Origin of the sequence: Enterobacter sp. MGH 24 (assembly GCF_000493015.1) — a bacterium.
In the GTDB taxonomy this organism is placed as follows: Bacteria; Pseudomonadota; Gammaproteobacteria; order Enterobacterales; family Enterobacteriaceae; genus Enterobacter.
Map to the genome: position 1 here is coordinate 3,214,760 of NZ_KI535657.1, position 23,682 is coordinate 3,238,441.

Consider the following 23,682-nt stretch of genomic DNA (forward strand, 5'->3'; position numbering starts at 1 on the left):
AGGTGAACAATGCGCATTAGCACCCAGATGATGTACGAACAGAATATGCGTGGGATCACCGATTCCCAGAGCAGATGGCTGAGCTACGGTGAGCAGATGTCCACCGGCAAGCGCGTCAACCGCCCGTCCGACGATCCTATCGCCGCGTCGCAGGCCATCGTTCTGTCGCAATCTCAGTCGCAAAACAGCCAGTTTGCCCTCGCGCGTACCTTTGCGACGCAGAAGGTCTCACTGGAAGATAACGTGTTAAGCCAGGTGAACACCGCGATCTCAAGCGTGCGCGAGAAGCTGGTTTACGCCTCGAACGGCACGTTAAGCGATGACGACCGTCTTTCTCTGGCCACCGATATTCAGGGGATCCGCGATCAGCTGATGAACCTGGCCAACACGACGGATGGTAATGGTCGCTTTATCTTTGCGGGATACAAAACCGAGAGCGCACCGTTTGATGCCGCGACCGGAGATTACAACGGCGGCACTGAGGCCATCACGCAGCAGGTCGATACGGCGCGAAATATGGCGATTAGCCATACCGGTCAGCAGATTTTTAACAGCATTACCAGTAATGCGGAAGAGCTGCCTGGCGGTGGATATGGCGAAACAAACATGTTCAAAATCCTCGATTCGGCCATTGCGTCGCTGAAGACACCGATTGAGAACGATCCTGCTGCCGCAACGGCGCAAAGCCAGGTGATAGCCAATGCGCAAATCGGCATCAAAAATTCCCAGAACAATGTCCTGACGGTCGTAGCGGATGTGGGAACCAAGATGAACGAGCTGGAAAAACTCGATACGTTGGGTGATGACCGCGCCCTGGGTCAGACCAAGCAGATGAGCGACCTGGTTGATGTTGACTGGAACGAAGCGATTTCCTCTTACACCATGCAGCAGGCGGCCTTGCAGGCGTCTTATAAAGCGTTTAGCGATATGCAGGGCATGTCTCTGTTCCAGCTGAACAAATAACATCTTGACCTCTTAGAACATGTCTTGAAACTGGACATGTTTTCTGCCCAATCCATCTGGATTGGGCATTTTTTTATGCAACTTCCGCCGGTACGGAGGCGACACGTGCGCTTTCAATCAGACGGATGACCAGCGCAATGATGCCACAGACTGTCGCCAGGGCGACCACGCCCGTCCAGCCAGCCAGCGAGTAGATATTGCTACCTAACGCGGAACCCAGCGCCATCCCGATAAAGACCACCGTAAAGAGCAGGGCATTGAGACGACCCCGCGCCTGCGGCTCAAGGCCGTATACCAGGTTCTGGTGAGCGACCAGGCTGGACTGCAGACCCAGGTCGAACCCGACGGCAGAGACGGCGATCAGCATCAGCTGTCCATGAACCCCCAGGGCGGGCATCAGGAACATCAGGGCGAATGAGACGGTCACAAGAACGGCACCCATCTGCGTGACTTTTCCCGCGCCAAGTTTGTCCGCCAGCCCGCCTGCCAGCGGGGCGGCTAACGCACCGGCGGCACCTGCAATACCAAAACCCCCCGCTACGGCACTCCCCAGGTGATAGCGCTCCAGCAGCATGACCGCAAGCGTAGACCAGAAGGCGCTAAAGGCAATCGACAGAAAACCCTGAGCCAGCGCCGCACGGCGCAGTGCCGGATAGCGACGCCACAGATGTTCCATTGAGCGCATCAGCGCGGGATAGCTCAGCGTGGAGTGAATGGCAAAACGGGGAAGCACAAACCACATCATCACCCCGATGAACGCAATGCTCGCCGCCGCCAGCTGGTACATGACGCGCCAGCCAAACGCTTCACCCACCACGCCGCTTACGGTTCTTGATAATAAGATACCCATCAGCAACCCGGTCATTACCGTGCCCACGGTTTTCCCCTGTTTACCTTCTGGCGCAAGAATCGCCGCGGCAGGGACAATATCCTGTGCCATGGTGGCGGCCATGCCGATGAGCAGGCTTGCCAGCAGCAGGGAATGGATCTGCCCGGTCAGGCTACAGCCGAGAAGAAACAGCGCCAGCGCCGCACTCTTTATCAGGATTAACGTCCTGCGGTCGTGGCGATCGCCGAGCGGTAGCAGGAACAGGATCCCCAGGGCATATCCCGCCTGGGTGAGGGTCGGGACCAGGCCCATTCCTTCGATACTCAGGTGAAGGTCTGCGCCCATCAGCGGCAGCAGAGGCTGGGCATAATAGATAGATGCCACGCTAAAACCTGCACCTATCGCCAGCATTAAGATTACCCAGCGGCTCACGGCATGGGCGGCGGTTGTTGTGTTCATAAGATGTTCCTCATTCGTCGTGTGAGGCTATTTTTTATCAGTACGCCTTGCGACGGTAGCGGGCCCGGTGGTAAAACACTTATACGTTGAACGTATAAGTGAAAATGCGATGAAAAGAGCTGAGCGTATAGACAGGGTGGAGTTAATGCGGACGTTTGTCCGCATTGTGGAGGCGGGTTCCCTCTCTGCGGCGGCGCGGCAGCTGGCCACCACCCAGGCCACGGTGAGCAGACGGTTACAGTCGCTGGAGACTATGCTGGGGGTGCGCCTGATATTGCGCACCACCCACACGACGCGGCTGACGGATGACGGCGAGCGCTGCTATCAGCACGCTCGTCGGGTGATTGACAGCTGGCTGGCGCTGGAGGATGAGGTGGGGCAGACGGAAGATGAGCCCGTAGGCGTGCTGCGGGTGCGGGCACCCCACGCGTTTGGTCAGGATCAGCTTCTGAAACCCGTAACCGAATTTTTGCAACGCTATCCGCAGCTTTCAATTGAGTGGATGCTTAACGATCGCTCGGCCGATTTCCTCGGCGACAACCTTGACTGTGCTATTCGGGTGGGCGTGGAGGTCGATCCGGCGACCGTATCCGTGCTGCTGGCGGAAGTGCCGCGCTCGGTGGTGGCTTCACCGGCGCTGCTGGCCCGTTTTCCAACGGTGACCACGCCGGAGGATTTGCAGCAGTTTCCCTGGATAGCGATCAGCTCTTTCTACCAGCGCCATGTGGAGCTTTTTCACGATGCATCACCGGCCACCGCGCGAGTGGCGATTACCCCACGCCTCAGCACCGATAGCCTGTATGTTGCACGCAACACGGCACTCACCGGCCTTGGCGTGGCGGTGGTATCCAGCTGGACGGTACAGGATGATATTCGGGAAGGGCGGCTGGTGCATTTGCTGCCAGACTGGCAGCCAGCGGCGTTACCGGTGCATCTGGTTTACCCCTGGTCCCGTTATTATCCGGCACGCTTGCGGCGTTTTCTGGAGTTGATGCGGCAGGTCATGCCGGCGGTCACCGGGATGAGAAAGCCCGTGCAGCAGCCATAAAAAAAGCCGACCCTAAGGTCGGCTTTTTACTTTCAGCGTCGTTATTCGACAGACTGCGGACGCGTTGCCGGTGCAGTCGCCTGATGCGTTGCACTGTGGCCGCCTGCAGCGCCTTTACCGTCGAAGCTGAACGCCGGGCGTACCCAATCACTGTGACGCGGGGCTTCAGGCACGTAATCCGGCGCCGGGGCGCGCGTCATTGGTGCTGTCGCCACGTGGGCAGCGGCTGGCGCAGAAACAACCGGCTCAGGTTTCACTTCAGGCGCTTTCGGCTCTTCAACAACCGGTTCAACCTGAATCTCAACGTCCTGAACGACTTCTTCAGCGGTAGTTTCGACGATGGCTTCAGCGGTGTCCTCCACTGCGGCTACAGGTTCAGCCTCTTCAGCGATTTCCTCAGCTACCACGACATCTTCTTCAGCAATAAGCTGCGGTGCGGCATCAACCGGCGCGGCAATCACTTCCGGATGAGTGGTTTCGACGTCCACTGCCTGAGGGGCTTCAGTTTCAACAACCTGAGGCTCAACTACGGTTGCCGCTTCAGTCACGACGTCTTCTACCGCAGCTGCAGCAGGTGCAGCAGGTGCAATCACCTCTTCGGTTACAGGCTGTTCTTCAACAACCTGCTCCGGGCGAGCAACCGGGTAGCGGATCCAGACTTTACCGGAGGCCATTTCTGGTGAAGCACAGGCAATGGTCAGCGGCATTGGCGACTGAGTCGGGTAACGCTCGTCACGATAGCGACGGCGGCGCTGGCCGCTGACGCGCAGATGACGTGGAGAACGGCGTGAACGGCGCGGCATACCGGCGTTATCACGGTTTTCACCGTTATCATCCTGCTCAACGTTGTTTTCAACGACCGCTGGCAGGTCAACTTTCGCCAGCTGCGTACCGGTTTCGTTCTCGCGGGATTCAACCGCGACAACGGCTGACTCTTCGGCTACTTCAGAGGCGAAGCGAACTTTCTGAGCAAGCTGGCGCTGCTTACGACGCGGCATAACCTGAGTACGTTCTTCCTGCTCGCCCTCCTGCTGTTCCACAGGCTCTTCGCGGTTCAGGTTTTTGACTTCCTGCTGTGCCTGACGCTTCTCGTCGTTGCGACGACGGCTGCGTTCACGGCGCGGCTGCTGCTCATCACGCTGTTTGCTCTTCTCAGACTCATCGCCCGCCTGCTGGCGAATTTCACGATCTTCAACATTCGACTGTTGTTTCTCGCGACGGTTGCGACGGTTGTCCTCGCGTTGCTCACGGCCTTCGTTATTCTCAGAGCGATTGTCACGGTTGTCACGACGCTCGCTGCGGTCATTACGGTCGTTGCGGTCATTACGATCGCGGCGGTTGTTCTGACGCTTGCGGCGGTCCTGCTGACGCTCTGGTTTGGCCGCTTTAGGCTCTTCTTTCGGCTGTTCTGGCTGAACGTCTTCTTCAGCAAACATCTTCTTCAGCGCACCAAAGAAGCGGCTCAGCAGACCCGGCTGTGCCGGCTGGGCTTTCGCTGCCGCTGCTTCTGGTTTCTTCGCTTCAGGTTTGGCGGCAGGTTTTTCCAGAGCTGCTTCCGGTGGCGCTTCCGGCATGATGAAGGTCGCTAACGCAGGCTGCTCTGGCAGTTTACGCTCGGCAGGCTCTTCATCGGAAGGCAGGGCCATCTCTTCTTCATGCAGCTTCGGCAGCAGGTAGCTGAGGGTGGTCGTCTCTTCGCCCTTACGCACGCGCAGTACGTGATAGTGCGGAGTCTGCATCTGGTCGTTTGGTACGATGATGCAGCGAACGCCGCCCTGACGCGCCTCAATTGCACTTACCGCTGCACGTTTTTCGTTCAGCAGGTAAGAGGCAACGGGAACCGGCACAATGGCGTGAACCTCTTTGGTGTTCTCTTTCAGCGCTTCTTCTTCAATCAGACGCAGAATGGAGAGAGACAGAGATTCGTTGTCACGTACGGTACCGGTGCCGGAGCAGCGCGGACAAACGTGATGGCTGGACTCGCCGAGAGACGGGCTCAGACGCTGACGGGACATCTCCAGCAGGCCAAAGCGTGAGATATGGCTAATCTGGATACGCGCTCGATCCTGACGCACCGCTTCGCGCAGACGGTTTTCAACCGCACGCTGGTGACGAACAGGGGTCATGTCAATGAAGTCGATAACAATCAGACCACCCAGGTCGCGCAGGCGGAGCTGGCGGGCGATTTCATCAGCGGCTTCGAGGTTAGTGTTGTAGGCGGTCTCTTCGATATCGCCACCGCGCGTTGCACGCGCGGAGTTGATGTCGATAGCGGTCAGCGCTTCAGTGGTATCGATAACGATAGAACCGCCGGATGGCAGACGCACTTCACGCTGGAAGGCGGACTCAATCTGGGATTCGATCTGATAGTGGCTGAACAGCGGGATTTCGCCGGTGTACAGTTTAATTTTGCTGGTGAAATCCGGACGACCCAGCGCGGCGATGTGCTGGCGCGCCAGCTCAAGCACTTTCGGGTTATCGATTAGAATCTCACCGATGTCCTGACGCAGGTAATCACGGAAGGCACGCACGATAACGTTGCTTTCCTGGTGGATCAGGAATGGAGCAGGGCGGCTTTCCGCCGCTTTCTGAATGGCTTCCCAGTGCTTCAGACGGAAGCTCAGGTCCCACTGCAGCGCTTCGGCGGATTTGCCTACGCCTGCGGTACGCACGATAAGCCCCATGCCATCAGGCAGTTCGAGGCTTGCCAGTGCTTCTTTCAGCTCGGTACGGTCATCACCTTCGATACGGCGAGAGATGCCACCCGCACGCGGGTTGTTAGGCATCAGAACCAGATAGCTCCCTGCCAGGCTGATAAAGGTGGTCAGTGCGGCACCTTTGTTGCCACGCTCTTCTTTATCAATCTGAACGATAACTTCCTGACCTTCACGCAGAACATCTTTGATGTTTGGGCGGCCATGGGCGTTGTAGTTTGCAGGGAAATATTCGCGGGCGATTTCTTTCAGAGGGAGGAAACCATGACGCTCAGCACCGTAATCGACAAATGCAGCTTCAAGGCTTGGTTCAATGCGGGTGATTTTACCTTTGTAAATGTTCGCTTTTTTCTGTTCGTGTCCAGGACTTTCGATATCCAGATCGTACAGGCGCTGCCCATCCACAAGGGCGACACGCAACTCTTCTTGCTGAGTTGCGTTGATTAACATTCTTTTCATCGTAACTTACTCGTTATTCTTACATTGACGACAAAGCTGCGGGCAAGGTGACGCTTTCCGGGGTATGAACCGATGGCCTCGTGTCTGTTCACGTCGCCAACCTCACGGTTGTCGCTCGCTTAAGAGGCGCAGAGTGTCGGTTGCCTGTGTTTCATACGGAAACACAGCGCAATTATCAGGGGAATTGCCTGGGTAGAACTCTCCAGAGAACAATCCTTATACCGGGAAGTACTGCAACCCGCAGCCCGCTAACTGCCTGAAAGATCAATACGTCTTACGCCATTGCTGCGTGGATGATCGGTCAGACAAAATTGGTCATTCCGTCAACATCCTTACTTAACCAGGATTTAACACGGAAAACAGCCTCATTATTCCACTGCTCGCCGGGTTATAGCAAGATGACTTTTACCAATTATCACCCGGTTACTCACAGTTTCTTCACTTCAGAATGGCGATTGGTTTAATAACCACCAAATCGGTTGCGCGAAACGGGGAGCTGGCCGGATAAAAGTAAATATAAGCATAGAAAAATGAGTGGCGCTAATGGCTGACGATATTTAGAATCGCCAACCATGAAAACAGAGACTCCAGCCGTAAAAATGGTTGCCATTGCCGAAGATGACGCGGGGCAACGTATCGATAACTTTTTGCGCACCCAGTTGAAAGGTGTGCCAAAGAGCATGATTTACCGCATCCTGCGTAAGGGCGAGGTGCGGGTTAACAAAAAACGCGTGAAGCCCGAGTACAAACTTGAGGCGGGCGATGAAGTGCGTATTCCGCCAGTGCGCGTTGCGGAGCGTGAAGAAGAGACTGTTTCGCCGAAGTTGCAGAAAGTGGCAGCCCTGAGCGATGTGATCCTTTACGAAGATGACCACATTCTGGTGCTGAATAAGCCGTCAGGAACAGCTGTCCACGGCGGTAGCGGTCTTAGCTTCGGCGTGATTGAAGGACTGCGTGCCCTGCGCCCGGAAGCGCGTTTCCTTGAACTGGTGCACCGTCTTGACCGTGATACCTCTGGCGTACTGCTGGTGGCGAAAAAGCGTTCTGCGCTGCGTTCTCTGCATGAACAGCTGCGTGAAAAAGGGATGCAGAAAGACTACCTGGCGCTGGTTCGCGGGCAGTGGCAGTCCCATGTAAAAGTGGTGCAGGCACCGCTGCTGAAGAACATTCTGCAAAGCGGTGAGCGTATTGTCCGCGTGAGCCAGGAAGGGAAACCGTCCGAGACGCGATTTAAGGTTGAAGAGCGCTATGAGTTTGCCACGCTGGTGCGCTGCAGCCCGGTGACGGGGCGTACCCATCAGATTCGCGTGCATACCCAGTTTGCCGGGCATCCTATTGCGTTTGATGACCGCTATGGCGACCGTGAGTTTGATAAGCAGCTGGCGGGCACAGGGCTGTCGCGTCTGTTCCTGCATGCGGCAGCGCTGAAGTTTACCCATCCGAATACCGGTGAAGTGATCCGTATTGAAGCGCCGCTGGATGAGCAGTTGAAACGCTGTCTTAAGGTCCTTCGCGGCTAAGGTAAACGCAAAACGGCAACGAATGTTGCCGTTTTTAATGTTTGCTCCCTCTCCCTGTGGGAGAGGGCCGGGGTGAGAGCATCAGGCCGCAGTTTAGTAGGCCCATGCAAGCGAAGCGCCGCTGGGCAAAAATCACATGGCCAGCGGATTACACTCTTCGCGCCGTAACATCTGACATAAGGCAATCAGCGGTAACCCCACCAGCGTGTTGGGATCGCGACCGTCCAGCTTGTCGAACAGCGCAATCCCCAAGCCTTCACTTTTAAAACTCCCCGCACAGTTCAGCGGTCGTTCCCGCCGCACATAATCCACGATCTCTTGCTCGCTGAGATGGCGGAAGTGTACGTCGAACGGCTCGCACTCCGTTTGCAGATGACCGTTGGCGGAGTTATAGAGCGCCAGGCCCGTATAAAAGGTCACGATAGTGCCTCGCGCACGCAAAAGCTGCTGGCAGGCGTTCTCCTCCGTATGGGGCTTGCCGGTGATTTCGCCGTCCAGCACGCAAACCTGATCGGAGCCTATAATCAAATGCGAAGGATAGCGTGCGGCCAGCGACTGCGCTTTCTCCTTAGCAAGACGCGTCACCAGATGACGCGGTGACTCGCCCGGCTGTGGCGTCTCATCAACCTCTGGCGCGGCGCATTCAAACGGGATCCCGAGCTTTTCCAGCAGCGTTCGGCGGTAGGGAGAAGTGGAAGCAAGGACGAGATTTGGCATATTTTTATCACCAGATATAGCGTATCGATGCCAGCCATTTTAAACTACAGGCCGCAATGTGTGCGAATAATTGGCAAAAGGCAGCTCTGGTTGCCTTTTTCTTTGACTCTATGACGTTACAAAGTTAATATGCGCGCCCTATGCAAAAGGTAAAATTACCCCTGACTCTTGATCCGGTTCGTACGGCTCAAAAACGCCTCGATTATGAAGGTATCTATACTTCCGATCAGGCTGAGCGTATTGCCGAATCTGTAGTCAGTGTGGACAGTGATGTAGAATGCTCCATGTCGTTCGCTATCGACAACCAGCGTCTCGCCGTTTTAACCGGTGATGCAAAGGTGACGGTAACGCTCGAGTGTCAGCGTTGCGGGAAACCGTTTGTACAGCATGTTCACACAACGTATTGTTTCAGTCCGGTTCGTTCTGACGAACAGGCTGAAGCACTCCCGGAAGCGTATGAGCCGATTGAGGTTAACGAATTCGGTGAAATCGATCTTCTGGCTCTGGTTGAAGATGAAATCATCCTCACCTTGCCAGTGGTTCCGGTGCATGATTCTGAACACTGTGAAGTGTCCGAGGCGGACATGGTCTTTGGGGAACTGCCTGATGAAGCGCAAAAACCAAACCCATTTGCCGTATTAGCCAGCTTAAAGCGTAAGTAATTGAGGAGTAAGGTCCATGGCCGTACAACAGAATAAACCAACCCGTTCCAAACGTGGCATGCGTCGTTCCCATGACGCGCTGACTGCAGTTACCAGCCTGTCTGTAGACAAGACTTCTGGTGAGAAACACCTGCGTCACCACATCACCGCTGACGGTTTCTACCGCGGCCGCAAGGTTATCACTAAGTAATCACGCGCAAGCGTGATTAGGCTTAGTGAGGATTTCCCCGTGCAAACGGGGAATTTACCGAACCAGGCTGCGACGATACCTTGACACGTCTAACCCTGGCGTTAGATGTCATGGGGGGAGATTTTGGCCCTTCCGTGACAGTGCCTGCAGCATTGCAGGCACTGAATTCTAATTCGCAACTCACACTTCTTTTAGTCGGCAATCCCGACACAATCACGCCATTACTCGCAAAAGCTGACTTTGAACAACGTTCGCGTCTGCAGATTATTCCTGCGCAGTCAGTTATTGCCAGTGATGCCCGACCCTCGCAGGCTATTCGCAATAGTCGTGGCAGCTCTATGCGGATAGCGCTGGAGCTGGTGAAAGAAGGGCGAGCCCAGGCTTGCGTTAGCGCCGGAAATACCGGCGCGCTGATGGGGCTGTCGAAACTGCTGCTCAAACCTATTGAGGGTATTGAGCGTCCGGCGCTGGTGACGGTGTTACCGCATCAGCAGAAGGGCAAGACGGTGGTGCTCGATTTGGGCGCGAACGTCGACTGTGATAGTACTATGCTGGCTCAGTTTGCCGTGATGGGATCGGTGCTGGCAGAAGAGGTGGTCGGGATCAACACTCCCCGTGTTGCGTTACTGAACATTGGTGAAGAAGAGACCAAAGGCCTGGACAGCATTCGCGAAGCGGCTGAATTGCTCAAACAGGTTCCCTCCATCAACTATATTGGTTATCTCGAGGCCAATGAGTTGTTGACGGGTAAAACGGATGTTCTGGTGTGCGATGGCTTCACCGGAAACGTGACGTTGAAGACCATGGAAGGGGTCGTGCGCATGTTCCTTTCTCTGCTGAAATCTCAGGGAGAAGGTAAAAAAAGCGCCTGGTGGCTGATTTTATTGAAGCGTTGGCTACAAAAGAGCCTGACGCGGCGATTCAGTCACCTCAACCCCGACCAGTATAATGGCGCCTGTCTGTTAGGATTGCGCGGCATCGTGATTAAGAGTCATGGCGCCGCCAATCAGCGAGCATTTGCTGTCGCGATTGAACAGGCAGTGCAGGCGGTGCAGCGACAAGTCCCTCAGCGGATTGCCGCTCGCCTGGAATCTGTATTAGCTAAAAGTGACTGAGCGTACATGTATACGAAGATTTTAGGTACCGGCAGCTACCTGCCAAAACAAGTGCGTACCAACGCCGATCTTGAAAAAATGGTAGATACGTCTGACGAGTGGATTGTCACGCGCACAGGTATCCGTGAACGTCGTATCGCCGCGCCAGACGAAACTGTGTCCACCATGGGCTACGAAGCCGCTCAGCGCGCGCTTGAGATGGCAGGCATTGATAAAGAACAGATCGGCCTTATTGTGGTGGCGACAACGTCTGCCACGCATGCCTTCCCAAGCGCGGCGTGCCAGGTGCAGAACATGCTCGGCATTAAAGGCTGCCCGGCGTTTGACGTTGCCGCAGCGTGTGCGGGCTTCACCTATGCGCTGAGCATCGCCGATCAGTATGTGAAATCGGGCGCGGTGAAATATGCGCTGGTGATTGGCGCTGACGTGCTGGCGCGTACCTGCGATCCAACCGATCGCGGCACGATCATTATTTTTGGCGACGGTGCGGGCGCGGTACTGCTGGGGCGGTCCGACGAGCCGGGCATCATCTCCACGCATCTGCATGCTGACGGTCGCTACGGCGAACTGTTAACGCTGCCTAACGCCGATCGCGTTAATCCGGACAGCTCCATCTACCTGACCATGGCGGGTAACGAGGTGTTCAAGGTGGCCGTCACTGAACTGGCCCACATCGTTGACGAGACGCTGGAAGCAAATAATCTGGACCGCGCCGCGCTCGACTGGCTGGTGCCGCACCAGGCTAACCTGCGTATTATCAGCGCGACGGCGAAGAAGCTGGGCATGTCAATGGATAACGTTGTGGTGACGCTCGATCGTCACGGCAATACCTCTGCGGCATCGGTACCGTGCGCATTTGACGAAGCGGTACGCGATGGACGAATTAAACGGGGCCAACTGGTCTTGCTTGAAGCCTTCGGTGGTGGGTTCACCTGGGGTTCCGCGCTGGTTCGTTTCTAGGATAAGGATTAAAAAATGACGCAATTTGCTTTTGTGTTCCCGGGACAGGGCTCGCAAACCGTTGGGATGTTGTCTGAAATGGCGGCAAACTATCCGGTTATCGAAGAGACTTTCCGTGAAGCTTCTGACGCGCTGGGTTATGATCTGTGGGCGCTGACCCAGCAGGGTCCAGCCGAAGAGCTGAACAAAACCTGGCAGACCCAACCGGCACTGCTGGCTGCCTCCGTTGCGCTGTGGCGCGTATGGCAGCAGCAGGGCGGCAAAGCGCCAGCGTTGATGGCGGGCCACAGCCTCGGCGAATATTCTGCGCTGGTCTGTGCGGGCGTTATTGCCTTCGCTGATGCGGTTCGTCTGGTTGAATTGCGTGGTAAATTCATGCAGGAAGCGGTGCCAGAAGGCACGGGCGGCATGTCTGCCATCATCGGTCTTGATGATGCTTCTATTGCGAAAGCGTGTGAAGAATCTGCTGAAGGTCAGGTGGTTTCTCCGGTAAACTTCAACTCGCCTGGCCAGGTGGTTATTGCCGGTCATAAAGAAGCGGTTGAACGTGCCGGTGCCGCCTGTAAAGCAGCGGGCGCGAAGCGCGCGCTGCCGCTGCCGGTGAGCGTGCCGTCTCACTGTGCTCTGATGAAGCCTGCCGCCGATAAGCTGGCGGTTGAGCTGGAAAAAATGACCTTTAACGCACCGACGATTTCCGTTGTGAATAACGTCGATGTGAAATGCGAAACCGCACCCGACGCTATCCGTAACGCGCTGGTTCGCCAGCTTTACAGCCCGGTGCAGTGGACCAAAACCGTTGAGTTTATGGCGTCTCAGGGCGTTGAACATCTGTACGAAGTTGGCCCTGGTAAAGTTCTCACCGGCCTGACGAAGCGTATTGTTGACACCCTGACGGCCTCGGCGATTAACGAGCCGGAAGCAATGAAAGCGGCACTCTCGCAATAAAAGAGGAATACCATGAGTTTTGAAGGAAAAATTGCCCTGGTGACCGGCGCAAGCCGCGGTATCGGGCGTGCTATTGCTGAAACACTGGTTGCGCGCGGCGCGAAAGTGATCGGGACTGCGACCAGCGAGAAGGGCGCAGAGGCCATCAGCGAGTATCTGGGTGCGAACGGTAAAGGTCTGGTACTGAATGTGACTGAGCCAGCATCTATCGAATCTGTTCTGGAAAATATTCGCGCAGAGTTTGGCGAAGTGGATATTCTGGTCAATAATGCCGGGATCACTCGCGACAACCTGCTGATGCGAATGAAAGATGATGAGTGGAACGATATTATCGAAACCAACCTGTCATCTGTATTCCGTCTGTCAAAAGCGGTAATGCGCGCTATGATGAAAAAGCGTCATGGTCGTATTATCACTGTGGGTTCTGTGGTTGGTACCATGGGAAATGCTGGTCAGGCCAACTACGCTGCGGCGAAAGCAGGTCTGATCGGTTTCAGTAAGTCGCTGGCGCGTGAAGTCGCGTCCCGCGGAATTACTGTAAACGTTGTTGCTCCGGGCTTTATTGAAACGGACATGACGCGTGCGCTGACGGATGATCAGCGTGCGGGTACGCTGGCGGCAGTTCCGGCGGGTCGTCTTGGCGACCCAAAAGAAATCGCCAGCGCGGTTGCATTTTTAGCCTCTGACGAAGCGGGTTACATCACTGGTGAAACCCTCCACGTCAACGGCGGGATGTACATGGTTTAATCACGATCGAAAATATTTGCGTTATTTGGGCAAATGGCCTCAAAATAACGTAAAATCGTGGTAAGACCTGCCGGGATTTAGTTGCAAATTTTTCAACATTTTATACACTACGAAAACCATCGCGAAAGCGAGTTTTGATAGGAAATTTAAGAGTATGAGCACTATCGAAGAACGCGTTAAGAAAATTATCGGCGAACAGCTGGGCGTTAAGCAGGAAGAAGTTGTGAACTCCGCTTCCTTTGTTGAAGACCTGGGCGCAGATTCTCTTGACACCGTTGAGCTGGTAATGGCTCTGGAAGAAGAGTTTGATACTGAGATTCCGGACGAAGAAGCTGAGAAAATCACCACCGTTCAGGCTGCCATTGATTACATCAACGGCCACCAGGCGTAAGTGAACATCTCCAGGCGGTCATTCGACCGCCTGAGTTTTATCTTTTGTAGTCCCACGAATCTCTTTTTTTATCCCTCCCTGGAGGACAAACGTGTCTAAGCGTCGTGTAGTTGTGACCGGACTTGGCATGTTGTCTCCTGTCGGCAATACCGTAGAGTCCACCTGGAAAGCTCTCCTTGCCGGTCAGAGCGGCATCAGCCTAATCGACCATTTCGATACTAGCGCCTATGCAACGAAATTTGCTGGCTTAGTAAAGGATTTTAACTGTGAAGAGATCATCTCGCGCAAAGAACAGCGCAAGATGGATGCCTTCATTCAATATGGAATTGTCGCTGGCGTTCAGGCCATGCAGGATTCTGGCCTTGAGATTACGGAAGAGAACGCTACCCGTATCGGCGCTGCTATCGGCTCCGGGATTGGCGGTCTTGGCCTGATTGAGGAAAACCATACGTCTCTGATGAATGGCGGCCCGCGTAAAATCAGCCCGTTCTTCGTTCCGTCTACGATTGTAAACATGGTGGCAGGTCACCTGACCATTATGTTCGGCCTGCGTGGCCCAAGCATCTCAATCGCGACAGCCTGTACGTCTGGCGTGCATAACATCGGCCAGGCCGCGCGTATTATCGCGTACGGCGATGCAGATGCTATGGTTGCGGGCGGTGCTGAAAAAGCCAGTACCCCACTGGGTGTCGGTGGCTTTGGTGCAGCGCGTGCGCTCTCAACCCGTAACGATAACCCGCAGGCGGCAAGCCGTCCGTGGGATAAAGACCGTGACGGTTTCGTGCTGGGTGACGGTGCGGGCATGATCGTACTGGAAGAGTACGAACACGCGAAAAAACGTGGCGCGAAAATTTATGCTGAAATCGTTGGCTTTGGCATGAGCAGCGATGCGTATCACATGACGTCTCCTCCGGAGAACGGCGCGGGTGCTGCGCTGGCGATGGAAAATGCGATCCGTGATGCGGGCATTACCCCGGCACAGATTGGCTACGTTAACGCGCACGGGACGTCTACTCCTGCGGGCGATAAAGCAGAAGCGCAGGCTGTTAAGTCTATCTTCGGCGAATCTGCCAGCCGCGTAATGGTGAGCTCTACGAAGTCCATGACCGGTCACCTGTTGGGTGCGGCGGGTGCGGTAGAGTCAATCTACTCCATCCTTGCGCTGCGCGATCAGGCTGTTCCGCCAACCATCAACCTGGATAACCCGGATGAAGGTTGTGATCTGGACTTTGTTCCTCACGAAGCGCGTCAGGTTAGCGGTATGGAGTACACCCTGTGTAACTCCTTCGGCTTCGGCGGTACCAATGGTTCTCTGATCTTCAAAAAGATCTGATCCTGACGTTCTGATAGCATCTAAAAAGGTCCGCTTGCCGGGCCTTTTTTATTAAGCCTAATCTTCTTGTCGGCTGCATGACATCCTGCCAGACTAAACGCCCACGCATAAGGAGCCACCATGTTTTTAATCAATGGCCTTGAGCAGGACACGCTGCCTGCCAGCGACAGGGCGATTCAGTTCGGTGATGGTTGCTTTACGACGGCGCGCATTCTGGATGGCGATGTCTGCCTGCTGGAGGCGCACATTCGACGCCTGCAGCACGGCTGTGAAAAGCTAATGATCCCCTTTACGCACTGGGACACACTGCGTCAGGAAATGTGCCAGCTCGCATCAGGTAAGCACAGCGGCGTACTCAAAGTCATCATCAGCCGCGGCAGTGGTGGCCGGGGCTACAGCGCCGCATCGTGTATCAACCCAACGCGTATCCTCTCCGTGTCTGCCTATCCCGCGCATTACTCTCGCTGGCGAGAAGACGGCGTCACGCTGACGCTGAGCCCGGTACGACTGGGGCGAAACCCGATGCTGGCCGGGCTTAAACATCTCAATCGCCTCGAGCAGGTGCTCATTCGTACTCATCTTGAACAGACGGACGCCGATGAGGCGCTGGTTCTTGACAGCGAAGGGTTCATTACGGAATGCTGTGCGGCTAATTTACTCTGGCGGCAGGGGGGAGAGGTGTTCACTCCGTCGCTGGAATACGCTGGCGTAAATGGGTTGATGCGTCAGTTTTGTCTGGAGCAGCTGGCACGCTCTGGCTTTCGCGTTGTCGAAGTTAGCGCAGGAGAAAACGCGCTACAGACTGCCGATGAAGTCATCATCTGCAATGCGCTGATGCCTGTTGTACCCGTCCGTGCGTATGGCCAACAACGCTGGTCTTCGCGCGAACTGTTTCAGTTTTTAGCCCCGATATGTGAGCAAACCAGATAGTCATGAAAAAAATGTTGCGCTTTGTCCTTATCCTCATCGTTGCGCTGGGCGTCGCTGGCGGAGCTGGCGTATGGAAAGTTCGCCAGCTGGCTGACAGCAAGATCCTGGTTAAAGATGAAACGATCTTTACCCTGAAAGCGGGAACCGGCCGTCAGGCGCTGGGGGAACAGCTCTATGGTGACAAGATTATCAATCGTCCACGGGTCTTCCAGTGGCTATTGCGCGTGGAGCCTGAGCTGTCGCATTTCAAAGCCGGTACCTATCGCTTTACGCCGGGAATGACCGTCAGAGAGATGCTGCAGCTGCTGGAAAGCGGCAAAGAAGCCCAGTTCCCCCTGCGGTTTGTGGAAGGGATGCGCCTGAGCGATTACCTCAAACAGCTGCGTGACGCGCCGTATATCAAACATACCTTAAAAGACGATAGCTATCAGACGGTGGCAGAAGCGCTGAAGCTCGAACACCCGGAATGGGTGGAAGGCTGGTTCTGGCCAGACACCTGGATGTACACGGCAGGCACGACCGATGTGGCTATCCTGAAGCGGGCGCACAAAAAAATGGTTGCCGCCGTAGATGCCGCCTGGAAAGGGCGGATGGAAGGATTGCCTTACAGCGATCCGAACCAGTTCGTGACCATGGCCTCGATTATCGAGAAAGAGACGGCCGTCGCCGCCGAGCGCGATCGGGTGGCGTCAGTCTTTATCAACCGTCTGCGCATCGGCATGCGTCTGCAAACCGACCCTACCGTAATCTACGGCATGGGTGAGAGCTACACTGGCAAGATCTCAAGAAAAGATCTGGAGACGCCAACGGCGTATAATACCTACGTGATTAGCGGTTTACCGCCGGGCCCGATTGCCACGCCGAGCGAGGCGTCGCTCAAAGCCGCCGCGCATCCGGCTAAAACACCGTATCTCTATTTTGTGGCTGATGGAAAAGGGGGGCATACCTTTAACACCAACCTTGTCAGCCACAATCGCTCTGTTCAGGACTATCTGAAGGCACTTAAGGAAAAAAATGCGCAGTAAATACATTGTCATTGAGGGACTCGAAGGGGCGGGTAAAACCACCGCCCGCAACGTGGTGGTGGATACGCTGAAATCGCTTGGCGTCGCCGACATGGTCTTCACCCGCGAGCCGGGCGGTACGCAACTTGCGGAGAAACTGCGCAGCCTGGTGCTGGATATTAAATCCGTTGGCGACGAAGTTATCACTGACAAAGCCGAAGTATTAATGTTCTACGCGGCGCGCGTACAGCTGGTTGAGACGGTGATCAAACCCGCCCTGGCCGAGGGCAAGTGGGTGATCGGTGACCGTCACGATCTGTCGACTCAGGCCTATCAGGGCGGAGGACGCGGTATCGACCAGACAATGCTGGCCACGTTGCGTAATGCCGTATTAGGTGATTTTCGCCCCGACCTGACGCTCTATCTGGATGTGACCCCGGAAGTGGGCCTCAAGCGTGCCCGCGCGCGCGGCGAGCTGGACCGCATTGAACAAGAGTCGTTTGATTTCTTTAACCGCACCCGCGCGCGCTATCTTGAGCTGGCCGCACAGGACAGCTCAATTTGTACCATTGATGCGACGCAGTCCCTGGACGACGTTACGCGCGACATTCAGCACACCATTACGCAGTGGGTGCAGGAGAAGCAGGCATGAAATGGTATCCATGGTTGCGCCCACACTTTGAACAGCTGATCGGCAGCTATCAGGCGGGTCGGGGGCATCATGCGTTACTGATTCAGGCATTGCCAGGAATGGGCGATGATGCGCTCATTTACGCTATCACCCGTTTCCTGATGTGTCAGCAGCCGGAAGGGCATAAAAGCTGCGGTAAATGCCGTGGCTGTCAGCTGATGCAGGCGGGCACACATCCTGACTACTACACGCTTGAGCCGGAGAAGGGGAAAAGCGCGCTCGGTATCGATGCCGTGCGGGAAGTCAGTGAAAAATTGTACGAACACGCGCGGCTGGGCGGCGCTAAAGTGGTCTGGCTTAAAGACGCCACGCAGCTGACCGAGGCGGCAGCTAACGCCCTGCTGAAAACCCTGGAAGAGCCGCCGGTAAAAACGTGGTTTTTCCTCTCGTGCCGTGACCCGGGACGATTGCTGGCGACGTTGCGCAGCCGTTGTCGTCTTCATCACCTCGCGGTGCCTCAGGAATCGTGGGCGCTGAGCTGGCTTGAGCGTGAGGTGACAACGTCACCAGAGAGCGCGCTGACCGCCTTGCGCCTGAGCAGCGGCGCGCCTGCTGCGGCGCTGGCATTACTGCAGCCTGACGTCTGGTCTGAGCGCGAAACGCTCTGCCGGGCCCTGGATGCCTCACTAAACAGTCAGGACTGGCTAAGTTTACTGCCTGCGCTTAACAGCGATCGGGCCGTTGAGCGTCTGCACTGGCTGGCCTCCTTGCTGCTGGATGCGCTCAAAATCCAGCAAGGGGCAACGCTTCTGACTAACCCGGATGCGTGGCTGCTGGTGAATACGCTGGCGAACCGCCTCTCAGGAAAGACTCTTCACGCGATGCTCCATGAAATTTGCCAGAGTCGTGAACAGCTTTTAACCGTGACGGGTCTAAATCGCGAGCTTTTACTGACCGACCAGCTACTGCGTATCGAACATTACCTGCAACCCGGCGTCACACCGCCTGTTTCCCATCTCTGAGAGAGACATTATGTTTTTAGTCGACTCACACTGCCATCTTGATGGCCTGGATTATCAATCCCTTCATAAAAACGTGGATGACGTGCTGGCAAAAGCCGCCGCCCGCGATGTGAAATTCTGCCTTGCGGTAGCGACGACGCTGCCGGGCTACCGCTCCATGCGTCAGCTGGTGGGCGTTCGCGATAACGTGGTGTTCTCCTGCGGCGTGCACCCGTTGAATCAGGACGAGGCGTACGACGTTGAGGATCTGCGCCGACTGGCGGCAGAAGAGGGCGTGGTGGCGATGGGCGAGACCGGGCTGGACTATTTTTACACGCCGGAAACCAAACCGCGCCAGCAGGCGTCCTTCCGCAACCATATTCGCATTGGCCGGGAGCTGAACAAACCGGTTATCGTCCACACCCGCGACGCGCGTGCGGATACCCTGACGATCCTCCGGGAAGAAAACGTGACGGATTGCGGTGGCGTACTACACTGTTTCACAGAAGACAGAGAAACGGCGGGTAAGCTGCTTGATTTGGGGTTTTATATCTCGTTTTCGGGGATCGTGACGTTCCGTAACGCTGAGCAGCTCCGTGATGCTGCGCGTTATGTTCCGCTCGATCGCATTCTGGTGGAGACAGATTCTCCGTATCTCGCCCCGGTACCGCATCGCGGTAAAGAGAACCAGCCCGCTATGACGAGAGATGTGGCTGAGTACATGGCCGTACTGAAGGGCGTCAGCATTGACGAACTGGCCCGCGTGACGACGGAAAACTTCTCCACGCTGTTCCATATTGATCCCGCCCGCCTGCAATCTCTCTGATACACCTGTTTTTTTTAGGCTCGTAATTAATAGGTAAAGCGAGTAAAGTTCACCGCCTCATTTGGGGCGGTGAGGGTGTTTTTAGACACATCCGGACATGCTTTTTGTAAATAACTGAAAGTTTTTCGACCGCCTTAAGCTGAAACGTGATAGCCGTCAAACAAACTCAGAGGGAATTATTTTACTCTGTGTAATAAATAAAGGGCGCTTAGATGTCCTGTCCACGGCACGGTACTCCCCCCGGGCCAATGCGTGAAAGCGTAAAAAAAGCACAAATACTCAGGAGCACTCTCAATTATGTTTAAGAATGCATTTGCTAACCTGCAAAAGGTCGGTAAATCGCTGATGCTGCCAGTATCCGTACTGCCTATCGCAGGTATCCTGCTGGGTGTCGGTTCTGCTAACTTCAGCTGGCTGCCAGCCGTAGTGTCCCACGTGATGGCCGAAGCAGGCGGTTCTGTCTTTGCTAACATGCCACTGATCTTCGCGATCGGTGTGGCTCTGGGCTTCACCAATAACGACGGCGTTTCTGCGCTGGCTGCAGTGGTTGCCTACGGCATCATGGTGAAAACCATGGCTGTGGTTGCGCCGCTGGTTCTGCATTTACCGGCAGAAGAGATCGCCGCGAAACACCTGGCGGACACCGGTGTTCTGGGCGGTATCATCTCCGGTGCGATTGCAGCGTATATGTTTAACCGCTTCTATCGCATCAAGCTGCCTGAGTATCTGGGCTTCTTCGCGGGCAAGCGTTTCGTTCCGATCATCTCTGGTCTGGCAGCGATTTTCACTGGCGTGATCCTGTCCTTCATCTGGCCACCGATCGGTTCCGCTATCCAGACCTTCTCTCAGTGGGCGGCTTACCAGAACCCGGTTGTGGCGTTTGGTATCTACGGCTTCATCGAGCGTTGCCTGGTGCCATTCGGTCTGCACCACATCTGGAACGTTCCATTCCAGATGCAGATTGGTGAATTCACCAACGCAGCAGGCCAGGTATTCCACGGCGATATCCCACGTTACATGGCGGGTGACCCAACTGCAGGTAAACTGTCTGGTGGCTTCCTGTTCAAAATGTACGGTCTGCCGGCAGCGGCGATTGCTATCTGGCACTCTGCTAAGCCAGAGAACCGTGCAAAAGTGGGCGGTATCATGATCTCCGCAGCGCTGACCTCGTTCCTGACCGGTATCACCGAGCCGATCGAGTTCTCCTTCATGTTCGTTGCGCCGATCCTGTACGTTATCCACGCGATTCTGGCGGGCCTGGCGTTCCCAATCTGTATCCTGCTGGGTATGCGTGACGGTACGTCCTTCTCTCACGGTCTGATCGACTTCATCGTTCTGTCCGGTAACAGCAGCAAACTGTGGCTGTTCCCAATCGTGGGTGCGTGCTATGCCGTCGTTTACTACACCATCTTCCGCGTGCTGATTAAAGCACTGGACCTGAAAACTCCGGGTCGTGAAGATGCGACAGAAGACAGCAAAGCTGGCGCGACCAGCGAAATGGCTCCGGCACTGGTCGCAGCGTTCGGCGGTAAAGAGAACATCACTAACCTGGACGCGTGCATCACTCGTCTGCGTGTGAGCGTTGCCGACGTAGCGAAAGTAGACCAGCCGGGTCTGAAAAAACTGGGCGCAGCGGGCGTAGTTGTTGCAGGTTCTGGTGTACAGGCAATCTTCGGTACCAAATCCGATAACCTGAAAACCGAAATGGATGAGTACATCCGCAGCAACTAAGTTGTGACCTGGGGAGACTAAGGCAGCCGAATGGCTGCCTTTTTTATTACTGCGGTTTGTGGTGCCGGGTGGCGGCTGCGCCTTACCCGGCCTACGTCACTCAGAAGTCGTAGCTCGCGCTTACCGAGACGTTCAGCGGCGCGCCATAAACCACATAAGAGCCGACGTAATCGTAATACTCTTTGTCGAACAGGTTGTTGACGTTCGCCTGAACAGCAAAATCTTTGGTGACCTGATAACGGCTGAACAGGTTAACCAGCCCGTAGCTGCCTTGCTCCGCACGGGAACGTCCTGCCGGGCCGCCTTCCACGTCCGTCCACACTTTGTTCTGCCAGTTTACGCCTCCGCCCACGGCCAGCGCTGGCAGCATTGGCAACTGATAACGTGTAAACAGTTTCATGGTCGTGCGCGGCTGATCGGCGCTGACGGTGTTGCCATTCTTATCTTCAGCAATGTAGCGTGTCGCGCCGAAGGTCAATTGCCAGCTATCGGTCAGCGCACCGTTCAGCTCGAACTCAATCCCTTTGCTCACGACGCCGTCCAGGGATTGATATATCGACTCACCGCTCGGCATGTAGGTATAGGTATTGTTTGCCACGTTATCCTGCTCAATGCGGAAAATCGCCAGCGAGGTGGTCAGACGGGTATTGAACCAGTCTGCCTTCACACCGGCTTCGTAGCTTTTGCCCGTGGTCGGGTCGAGATAGCGTCCGCTGGCGTTACGCTTGTCCTGCGGCTGGAAGATGGAGGTATAGCTGACGTAGGTCGACCAGTCTTCATTGATGTCGTAGACCACGCCCGCGTAGGGCGTTACGTCATCTTTAGTGCTTTCCAGACGGGTGTTCGGGGAGCCCGCTGGGTTATAGCGAATATTATAGTTGGTATAACGCGCGCCGAGGATCAGATGCAGCGGGTCGGCGAGCGAGAAGCGGGCGGAGGTATACGCTGAGGACTGGCGGATGTCGTCCTGGCTGTAGAGCTTCCACGGCGTCCACTGCGGGTCGGCAATGTTCCCGTTCCAGTTCTTAAAGTTACCTACATCAACCATGCCATAAACCGCGTCAGGCATGGTGTTGTCGTAATGGTTACGCTGGCGGCTGAAGCTGCCGCCGAACATCATTTCGTGCTGGCGGCCAAAGAGATCGAAACCACCGCGCAGGAAAGCGTCCACCGCATCCTGTTTACGTTCTCCACGGTTCCAGCCGCCGTAGCCCACCATACCCGCGCCGGTCTCTTTATCCGGATAACCGGACATATACATCAGCTTGCTGTCGAAGTTGGTCTCCGCGTGCATGCCGTTGACGTGCGCCTCCCAGCCGTTATCGAAACGCTGGGTCAGGTTAGCGAAGATGCGGGTGCTGTCCTTGTCCGAGTAGGCCCAGTCAGGCGCGACGGTCTGGCTACGATTGTAATGGGTTTTGCTCCCGTCGCTGTACCAGGTCGGCAGTCCGCCCCAGGTTGGGTCGTCGGTGTTACTTTCCTGATACTCATACCCCACAGAGAGGGTAGTGCTGTCGGTGACATCCGCATCCATCACGCCGTAGAGGAATTTCTTCCGATAGTGATAGTTATCCACGAAGCTGTCGTTATCCTGATAACCCGTAATCAGGCGGCCCCGCACCTTACCGGACTCCACCAGCGGCGCCTGCAAATCCAGCACGTAGCGCTGCTTGTCCCAGCTGCCGTAGCTGGCCGAGACATTCCCTTTGAATTCATTACTGTCAGCATGTTTACGCACCATATTGACGTACGCCGCCGGGTTACCCGTACCGGACATCAGGCCGGTTGCGCCGCGTACCACTTCGATACGGTCGTAGATCGCGGTATCGGCGGCGGTATCGCCAAAGTTCCACACCTCGCTGATGGAGGTAGGAAGGTCGTCATAGGCGTAGTTGCTAACGAAGAACCCGCGTGAGTAAAACACGGTACGATCGCTGTCCTGCACCTGCGCCGTTACGCCCGTGGTGTTGGTTAACACCTGACCGATGGACTGCAGGTTCTGATCGACCATGCGCTGCTGGCTAATCACGCTGACGGACTGTGGGATATCGCGGGGAACCAGCAGCAGTTTGGTGCCGGTGGTGGTGGTTTTTACACTGTAATCCTGAGCCTGGTTTGCGGAAGGATCCTGTGTATTGTCAAAACCTTCGTCTACGATGACGGTATCTTCGGCTGGTGATGCAGCGAAAGCGGTGGCTGGCGTCAATGCCATAGCAATGCAGGCTGCCAGCAACGAAGGCGTTGCGACAGGCTGATGTTGCCCATCCCTGGTGTGATTAATGAAAGACATTATCAAACCCTTATAACGGTGAAGAGGGTATGCGTCAGTCCCGCAGAAACGGGCTGGCGTCGTTTTCTATGTTAAAAATGCGCATGAAAATGCAAATGCGAAATATACGCATTGCTATTAATGCTGTAAACAGATGTGTCGACCGGAACTGAAATAATGTTTCAGCCCGTTGAGGCATACGAGCGGTCACTCTTCACGCAGCTGATGAACATTCAGG

General features: G+C 55.6%; 21 protein-coding genes. 17 read left to right on the plus strand and 4 right to left on the minus strand.

Features of this window, described 5'->3' with window-relative positions; genetic code table 11:
• Nucleotides 1-9: 9 nt before the first annotated feature.
• Nucleotides 10-963: a flagellar hook-associated protein FlgL gene (flgL, locus tag L370_RS06820; protein ID WP_023335271.1), complete on the plus strand. Its 954-nt coding sequence runs from the start codon at nt 10-12 to the stop codon at nt 961-963.
• Nucleotides 964-1,036: 73 nt separating this feature from the next.
• On the opposite strand, the gene L370_RS06815 is transcribed toward flgL, so the two are convergent.
• Nucleotides 1,037-2,251 carry an MFS transporter gene (locus tag L370_RS06815; protein ID WP_023335272.1) on the minus strand — a complete coding sequence of 405 codons (1,215 nt, stop codon included), beginning with the start codon at nt 2,249-2,251 and terminating at the stop codon, nt 1,037-1,039.
• Between the two features lie 145 nt (nt 2,252-2,396).
• Between L370_RS06815 and L370_RS06810 the strand changes: the two genes are divergently transcribed.
• Entirely contained in the window at nt 2,397-3,299 is a 903-nt protein-coding gene (locus L370_RS06810; RefSeq protein WP_023335273.1) for a LysR substrate-binding domain-containing protein, read from the plus strand.
• 41 nt (nt 3,300-3,340) lie between these two features.
• Here the strand turns inward: L370_RS06810 and rne are convergent, their stop codons facing one another.
• A complete protein-coding gene (gene rne / locus L370_RS06805; protein ID WP_023335274.1) occupies nt 3,341-6,472 on the minus strand; it encodes a ribonuclease E in 3,132 nt (1,043 codons plus the stop codon).
• Nucleotides 6,473-7,044: 572 nt separating this feature from the next.
• Here rne and rluC point away from each other — a divergent pair.
• Nucleotides 7,045-7,992, plus strand: a complete 948-nt coding sequence (gene rluC / locus L370_RS06800) for a 23S rRNA pseudouridine(955/2504/2580) synthase RluC (RefSeq protein WP_024909023.1) — start codon at nt 7,045-7,047, stop codon at nt 7,990-7,992.
• A 132-nt stretch (nt 7,993-8,124) separates the two neighbouring features.
• Here rluC and L370_RS06795 read toward each other — a convergent pair whose 3' ends face one another.
• Complete coding sequence (locus tag L370_RS06795; RefSeq protein WP_023335275.1) at nt 8,125-8,709, minus strand: Maf family protein; 585 nt, start codon at nt 8,707-8,709, stop codon at nt 8,125-8,127.
• Nucleotides 8,710-8,849: 140 nt separating this feature from the next.
• Between L370_RS06795 and yceD the strand changes: the two genes are divergently transcribed.
• The 14 genes from yceD (at nt 8,850) to ptsG (ending at nt 21,175) form a co-directional block, all read left to right on the plus strand.
• On the plus strand, nt 8,850-9,371 hold the full coding sequence (gene yceD / locus L370_RS06790; RefSeq protein WP_014883375.1) for a 23S rRNA accumulation protein YceD: 522 nt from the start codon (nt 8,850-8,852) through the stop codon (nt 9,369-9,371).
• 16 nt (nt 9,372-9,387) lie between these two features.
• A complete protein-coding gene (rpmF, locus tag L370_RS06785; protein WP_003857964.1) occupies nt 9,388-9,561 on the plus strand; it encodes a 50S ribosomal protein L32 in 174 nt (57 codons plus the stop codon).
• Between the two features lie 80 nt (nt 9,562-9,641).
• Entirely contained in the window at nt 9,642-10,676 is a 1,035-nt protein-coding gene (gene plsX / locus L370_RS06780) for a phosphate acyltransferase PlsX (protein WP_059290957.1), read from the plus strand.
• Nucleotides 10,677-10,682: 6 nt separating this feature from the next.
• Complete coding sequence (locus tag L370_RS06775) at nt 10,683-11,636, plus strand: beta-ketoacyl-ACP synthase III (protein WP_023335276.1); 954 nt, start codon at nt 10,683-10,685, stop codon at nt 11,634-11,636.
• 15 nt (nt 11,637-11,651) lie between these two features.
• Nucleotides 11,652-12,581 carry an ACP S-malonyltransferase gene (fabD, locus tag L370_RS06770; protein ID WP_023335277.1) on the plus strand — a complete coding sequence of 310 codons (930 nt, stop codon included), beginning with the start codon at nt 11,652-11,654 and terminating at the stop codon, nt 12,579-12,581.
• A gap of 12 nt (nt 12,582-12,593) precedes the next feature.
• Complete coding sequence (gene fabG, locus L370_RS06765) at nt 12,594-13,328, plus strand: 3-oxoacyl-ACP reductase FabG (RefSeq protein ID WP_023335278.1); 735 nt, start codon at nt 12,594-12,596, stop codon at nt 13,326-13,328.
• A 154-nt stretch (nt 13,329-13,482) separates the two neighbouring features.
• Nucleotides 13,483-13,719, plus strand: a complete 237-nt coding sequence (gene acpP / locus L370_RS06760) for an acyl carrier protein (RefSeq protein ID WP_003857954.1) — start codon at nt 13,483-13,485, stop codon at nt 13,717-13,719.
• A gap of 91 nt (nt 13,720-13,810) precedes the next feature.
• Entirely contained in the window at nt 13,811-15,052 is a 1,242-nt protein-coding gene (gene fabF / locus L370_RS06755) for a beta-ketoacyl-ACP synthase II (RefSeq protein ID WP_023335279.1), read from the plus strand.
• A 120-nt stretch (nt 15,053-15,172) separates the two neighbouring features.
• Nucleotides 15,173-15,982: an aminodeoxychorismate lyase gene (gene pabC / locus L370_RS06750; protein WP_023335280.1), complete on the plus strand. Its 810-nt coding sequence runs from the start codon at nt 15,173-15,175 to the stop codon at nt 15,980-15,982.
• A 2-nt stretch (nt 15,983-15,984) separates the two neighbouring features.
• Nucleotides 15,985-17,007 (plus strand): cell division protein YceG, encoded by a 1,023-nt coding sequence (gene yceG / locus L370_RS06745; protein ID WP_023335281.1) that lies wholly within the window; start codon nt 15,985-15,987, stop codon nt 17,005-17,007.
• Complete coding sequence (gene tmk / locus L370_RS06740; protein WP_023335282.1) at nt 16,997-17,638, plus strand: dTMP kinase; 642 nt, start codon at nt 16,997-16,999, stop codon at nt 17,636-17,638. The genes yceG and tmk overlap by 11 nt, the downstream gene beginning before the upstream one ends.
• Nucleotides 17,635-18,639, plus strand: coding sequence for a DNA polymerase III subunit delta' (gene holB, locus L370_RS06735; protein ID WP_023335283.1), 1,005 nt, complete (start codon nt 17,635-17,637; stop codon nt 18,637-18,639). Before tmk ends, holB begins: the two co-directional genes overlap by 4 nt.
• Nucleotides 18,640-18,649: 10 nt before the next feature.
• Nucleotides 18,650-19,444 carry a metal-dependent hydrolase gene (locus L370_RS06730; protein WP_023335284.1) on the plus strand — a complete coding sequence of 265 codons (795 nt, stop codon included), beginning with the start codon at nt 18,650-18,652 and terminating at the stop codon, nt 19,442-19,444.
• Nucleotides 19,445-19,741: 297 nt separating this feature from the next.
• A complete protein-coding gene (gene ptsG, locus L370_RS06725; protein ID WP_023311158.1) occupies nt 19,742-21,175 on the plus strand; it encodes a PTS glucose transporter subunit IIBC in 1,434 nt (477 codons plus the stop codon).
• Nucleotides 21,176-21,275: 100 nt separating this feature from the next.
• On the opposite strand, the gene fhuE is transcribed toward ptsG, so the two are convergent.
• Nucleotides 21,276-23,465, minus strand: a complete 2,190-nt coding sequence (fhuE, locus tag L370_RS06720; protein ID WP_023335285.1) for a ferric-rhodotorulic acid/ferric-coprogen receptor FhuE — start codon at nt 23,463-23,465, stop codon at nt 21,276-21,278.
• Nucleotides 23,466-23,682: the final 217 nt, after the last annotated feature.